This window comes from Sphingomonas sanguinis (assembly GCF_001476905.1).
Lineage (GTDB): Bacteria > Pseudomonadota > Alphaproteobacteria > Sphingomonadales > Sphingomonadaceae > Sphingomonas > Sphingomonas sanguinis_B.
The window spans coordinates 1-5,476 of sequence record NZ_LDTE01000130.1 but is presented as its reverse complement, the minus strand read 5'-3'; the positions used below and the strand labels follow the sequence as shown (position 1 = coordinate 5,476).

At 67.4% G+C, this 5,476-nt stretch carries 3 protein-coding genes; all 3 read left to right on the top strand.

The features are described 5' to 3' along the window. Positions 1–2,229, top strand: a 2,229-nt coding sequence (gene scpA, locus SB4_RS16915; protein ID WP_058753514.1) for a methylmalonyl-CoA mutase, incomplete at its 5' end; no start/stop codon positions are given. A gap of 14 nt (positions 2,230–2,243) precedes the next feature. After that, a complete protein-coding gene (gene bioB, locus SB4_RS16910) occupies positions 2,244–3,269 on the top strand; it encodes a biotin synthase BioB (RefSeq protein WP_058753513.1) in 1,026 nt (341 codons plus the stop codon). A gap of 203 nt (positions 3,270–3,472) precedes the next feature. Further along, the gene (locus tag SB4_RS16905) at positions 3,473–5,470 is read left to right on the top strand and encodes an acetyl-CoA carboxylase biotin carboxylase subunit (protein WP_058753512.1); all 1,998 of its coding nucleotides are present in this window, start codon (positions 3,473–3,475) and stop codon (positions 5,468–5,470) included. The last annotated feature ends 6 nt before the right edge of the window (positions 5,471–5,476 follow it).

The window sequence follows — 5,476 nt, the reverse complement described above, 5'->3', positions numbered from 1 at the left end:
TGGGGATCGCTTGCGTCACGCGAGGTGAAGGGTCGTGAGCTGGACTGGCGGACGCCGGAGGGGATCACGGTCAAGCCGCTTTATACGGCGGCGGATGTGAAGACCGATCCCGGCCTGCCGGGTTTCGCGCCGTTCACGCGCGGGGTTCGGGCGAGCATGTATGCGGGGCGGCCCTGGACGATCCGGCAATATGCGGGGTTTTCGACCGCCGAGGAATCCAACGCCTTTTATCGCCGCAACCTGGCGGCGGGGCAGAAGGGGCTGTCGGTCGCCTTCGATCTGGCGACGCACCGGGGATACGACAGCGACCACAGCCGTGTGACCGGCGATGTCGGCAAGGCGGGCGTCGCGATCGACACGGTCGAGGACATGAAGATCCTGTTCGACGGCATTCCGCTGGATGCCATGTCGGTCAGTATGACGATGAACGGCGCGGTGATCCCGGTGCTGGCCTTCTTCATCGTCGCGGCCGAGGAACAGGGCGTTCACCGCTCGAAGCTGGAAGGGACCATCCAGAACGACATCCTCAAGGAGTTCATGGTCCGCAACACCTACATCTATCCCCCCGAGCCGAGCATGCGGATCATCTCGGACATCTTCGCCTATACGTCTGCCGAGATGCCCAAGTTCAACAGCATCTCGATCTCGGGCTATCACATGCAGGAAGCGGGGGCGACACAGCTCCAGGAGCTGGCCTTCACCATCGCCGACGGCATGGAATATGTGAAATATGGCGTGGCGTCGGGCCTCGACATCGACACGTTCGCCGGGCGCCTGTCCTTCTTCTTTGCGATCGGCATGAACTTCTTCATGGAGGTGGCCAAGCTGCGCGCGGCGCGCGTGCTGTGGCACCGGGCCATGACGCAGCTGGGCGCGAAGGACGAACGCTCCAAGATGCTGCGCACCCATTGCCAGACCAGCGGCGTGTCGCTGACCGAACAGGACCCGTATAACAACGTCATCCGCACCACGATCGAGGCGATGGCGGCGATGCTGGGTGGCACGCAGAGCCTGCACACCAATGCGCTGGACGAGGCGATCGCGCTGCCCACCGACTTCTCCGCCCGGATCGCGCGCAACACGCAGATCGTGTTGCAGGAGGAAACGGGGATGACGAAAGTCGTCGATCCGCTGGGCGGCAGCTATTATGTCGAGAGCCTGACGCAATCGCTGGTCGATGGTGCCTGGGAACTCATCGAGCGGATCGAGGCCGAGGGCGGCATGGCCAAGGCTGTCGCGGCGGGCTGGCCCAAGGCGATGATCGAGGAGGCGAGCGCGGCGCGCGCGGCCAAGGTCGACCGCGGCGAGGATGTGATCGTCGGGGTCAACAAATACCGGCTGGCCGATGAAGCGCCGGTGGAGATCCTCGACATCGACAATCACGCGGTGCGTGCGGGCCAGGTGGCGCGGATCGCCCGTGTGAAAGCTTCGCGCGATGAGGCGGCGGCCCAGGCCGCACTCGATGCCCTGCGCCAAGCCGCCAAAATTCCTCCCCTGCAAGGGGAGGTGGCATCGCGGAGCGATGACGGAGGGGTGTCACCCCCCTCGAGCGTGGACACCCCTCCGTCAGCGGCTGACGCCGCTGCCACCTCCCCCGCCGGGGGAGGAATGGAGAGTAATCTCCTCGCGTTGGCCGTCGAGGCGGCACGGGCGCGGGCGACGCTGGGCGAGATTTCCGCCGCGCTGGAGGATGTGTTCGGCCGCTATGGCACGCAGCCGACCCCGGTCTCCGGCATCTATGGCGGCGCGTACGCCGAGGACGAACGCTGGGCGCGCCTGATCCGCGGCGTCGAGGCGGTGGAACGCCGCCTGGGCCGCCGCCCCCGGCTGTTCGTCGCCAAGATGGGCCAGGACGGGCATGACCGGGGCGCGAACCTCGTCTCCTCGATGTTCGGCGACCTGGGGTTCGAGGTGGTGCCCGGTGCGCTGTTCCAGACGCCGGAGGAAGCCGCGCAACTGGCGCTGGCCCGCGACGTCGATGTCGTCGGCGCCTCCAGCCTGGCGGCGGGGCACAAGACGCTGATCCCCGAGCTGATCGGCCACCTGCGCGATGCAGGCCGCGCCGATATCAAGGTCATCGCAGGTGGCGTTATTCCCGCGCAGGACTATCAGGCGCTCTACGATGCCGGGGTGCAGGCCATATTCGGCCCCGGCACCAATCTTGTGAAGGCGGCCGAGGATGTGCTGAGGCTGCTGGGCCATAATATGCCGCCCGAGACGGGCGAATGACAGGACATGACGTGATGACGACGACCACCGCGCTGAGCCCCCAGGCGACGAGCTTGCGCACCGACTGGACCCGCGCCGAGATCGCCGCGCTGTTCGACCTGCCGTTCCCCGAGCTGTTGTTCCGCGCCGCCGAGGTCCACCGCGCGCATCACGCGGCGGACGAGGTGCAGCTGTGCACTTTGTGTTCGATCAAGACCGGCGGTTGCCCCGAGGATTGCGGTTACTGCTCGCAAAGCGCCTCGGCCGAGAGCGACGTGAAGGCCGAGAAGCTGATGGACGTCGACGCCGTTCTGGCGGCGGCGGCCGAGGCGAAGGCGGCGGGCTCGCAGCGCTTCTGCATGGGTGCGGCCTGGCGGTCCCCGAAGGAGCGCGACATGGACAAGGTCGTCGCCATGGTCGAGGGCGTGAAGGCCATGGGGCTGGAGACCTGCATGACGCTGGGCATGCTGGACGCCCCCCAGGCGCAGCGGCTGGCCGAGGCGGGCCTCGACTATTACAACCACAATATCGACACTTCGCCGGAGAACTACGCCAACGTCATCACGACGCGCTGCTTCGAGGACCGGCTGGAGACGCTGTCGAATGTGCGCGAGGCGGGGATTTCGGTCTGCTGCGGCGGGATCGTCGGCATGGGCGAGACGCGCGGCGACCGGGTGGGCTTCGTCCATGCGCTCGCCACCCTGCCGCGCCATCCCGAAAGCGTGCCGGTCAACGCGCTGGTGCCGGTCAAGGGCACGGTGCTGGGCGACATGCTGGCCGACACGCCGCTGGCGCGGATCGACGATATCGAGTTCGTCCGCACCGTCGCAGTCGCGCGCATCACCATGCCGCTGAGCATGGTCCGCCTGTCGGCGGGGCGCGAGAGCATGTCGGCGGCGACGCAGGCCTTGTGCTTCCTGGCGGGGGCGAATTCGATCTTCACCGGCGACAAGCTGCTGACCGCAGGCAATGCGGGCGACGATGCCGATGCCGCGCTGTTCGCCAAGCTGGGCCTGAAGCCGATGGAAGGCGCCGAGCCGATGCGGGTCGCGGCGGAGTGATGCGCTTGCCACTCATCCTGACCACCCCGGCGAAGGCCGGGGTCCAGTTGCGGTGAACCACCGATGGTGCGACGCATGGGCCTCCCCCGAGAAGTCACGGCGCGCCATCGGTCAACAGGAAACTGGACCCCGGCCTTCGCCGGGGTGGAGCTTTCCCGATAACATTCGACACGGACCAACGACATAAAAGGAGAGGTATCCCCGTGTTCCAGAAAATCCTGATCGCCAATCGCGGGGAAATCGCGTGCCGGGTGATCCGCACCGCTCGCGCGATGGGCATCGCCACCGTCGCGGTCTATTCCGACGCCGATGCCAGCGCGCCGCATGTCCGGCTGGCCGACGAAGCGGTGCGCCTCGGCCCCGCACCCGCCGCCGAAAGCTATCTGAAAGCCGAACTGATCCTCGCCGCTGCCAAGGCGACCGGCGCGGATGCGATCCATCCCGGTTACGGCTTCCTGTCGGAGCGCGAGAGCTTCGCGCGCGCCTGCGCCGAGGCGGGTGTCGCGTTTATCGGCCCGCCGCCGAACGCCATTGCCGCCATGGGCGACAAGATCGAATCCAAGAAGCTCGCCAAGGCAGCGGGTGTCAACGTCGTCCCCGGCTATCTGGGCGAGATCGCCGATACCGAGGAAGCGGTGCGCATCGCCTCCGAGATCGGCTTCCCCGTCATGATGAAGGCGAGCGCCGGTGGCGGCGGCAAGGGCATGCGGCTCGCCTGGTCCGAAGCGGATGTCCGCGAAGGCTTCGAGGCGACGAAGCGCGAAGGGCTCGCCAGCTTCGGCGACGACCGCGTCTTCATCGAGAAGTTCATCGAGAGCCCGCGCCATATCGAGATTCAGGTGCTGGGCGATAGCCACGGCAACATCGTCTATCTGGGCGAGCGTGAATGCTCGGTCCAGCGCCGCCACCAGAAAGTGGTCGAGGAAGCCCCTTCGCCCTTCGTCACGCCCGAGATACGCCGCGCCATGGGCGAGCAAGCGGTCGCGCTCGCCCGTGCGGTCGGCTATTATTCGGCCGGCACTGTCGAGCTGATCGTGTCGGGCGCGGATACCACCGGCAAGAGCTTCTACTTCCTGGAAATGAACACCCGGCTCCAGGTCGAGCATCCCGTCACGGAAGAAATCACCGGGCTCGATCTGGTCGAGCAGATGATCCGCGTCGCCGCCGGTGAGCCGCTGGCCTTCACCCAGGACGATGTGACGCTGACCGGCTGGGCGATCGAGAACCGCGTCTATGCCGAGGACCCGTATCGCGGCTTCCTGCCCTCGACCGGGCGGCTGGTCCGCTACAACCCGCCCGCCGAGCATTCGGACGACGAAGCCCGCGTGCGCGTCGACGACGGCGTCGCCGAGGGCGGCGAGGTCAGCATGTTCTACGACCCGATGATCGCCAAGCTCGTCACCTGGGCCCCGACCCGCGAGGCCGCGATCGACGCCCAGATCGCCGCGCTCGACGCGTTCGAGATCGTCGGGCCGGGGACCAATATCGACTTCGTATCGGCGCTGATGCAGCATCCGCGCTTCCGCTCCGGCGCCCTGTCGACCGGCTTCATCGCCGAGGAATATCCCGAGGGCTTCCACGGTGCACCCGCCAGCGAGGACCTGACGAAGACGCTCGCCGCCGTCGCCGCCTTCGCCGCCACCGCCGAGGCCGACCGCGCCCGCCGCATCGACGGCCAGCTCGGCCACCGCCTGCAACCGCCCGCCGACTGGACGGTGCGGATCGGCGGGCAGGACCATGCGGTCAACGTCTCGACCGACGGGATCAGCGTCGACGGCGCCGAGCTCGACCTCGCCATCGCCTACACCCCCGGCGACCGGATGATCGCGGTGGAGGATGAAGCGGGCGAGACCCTCCACGTCCGCATCGCCAAGACCCGCACCGGCTTCAAGCTGACCACGCGTGGGGCCAGCCACTTGGTCCGCGTCCTCCCCGCCCGCGCCGCCCCTTACGCGCAGCACCTCATCGAAAAGGTGCCGCCCGACCTGTCGAAGTTCCTCATCGCCCCGATGCCCGGCCTCCTCGTCCGCCTCGACGTCGCCCAGGGCGACAAGGTCGAAGCCGGCCAGCCGCTCGCCGTCGTCGAGGCGATGAAAATGGAAAACATCCTCCGCGCCGCCAAGTCCGGCACCGTCAAGACCATCTCCGCCAAAACCGGCGACAGCCTGGCGGTGGACGCCGTTATCTTGGAGCTCGAGTAGAAATTA

Excerpts from the sequence above, each read along its gene's own strand:
- bioB (WP_058753513.1), top strand. The coding sequence starts at position 2,244 with ATGACGACGACCACCGCGCTGAGCCCCCAGGCGACGAGCTTGCGCACC.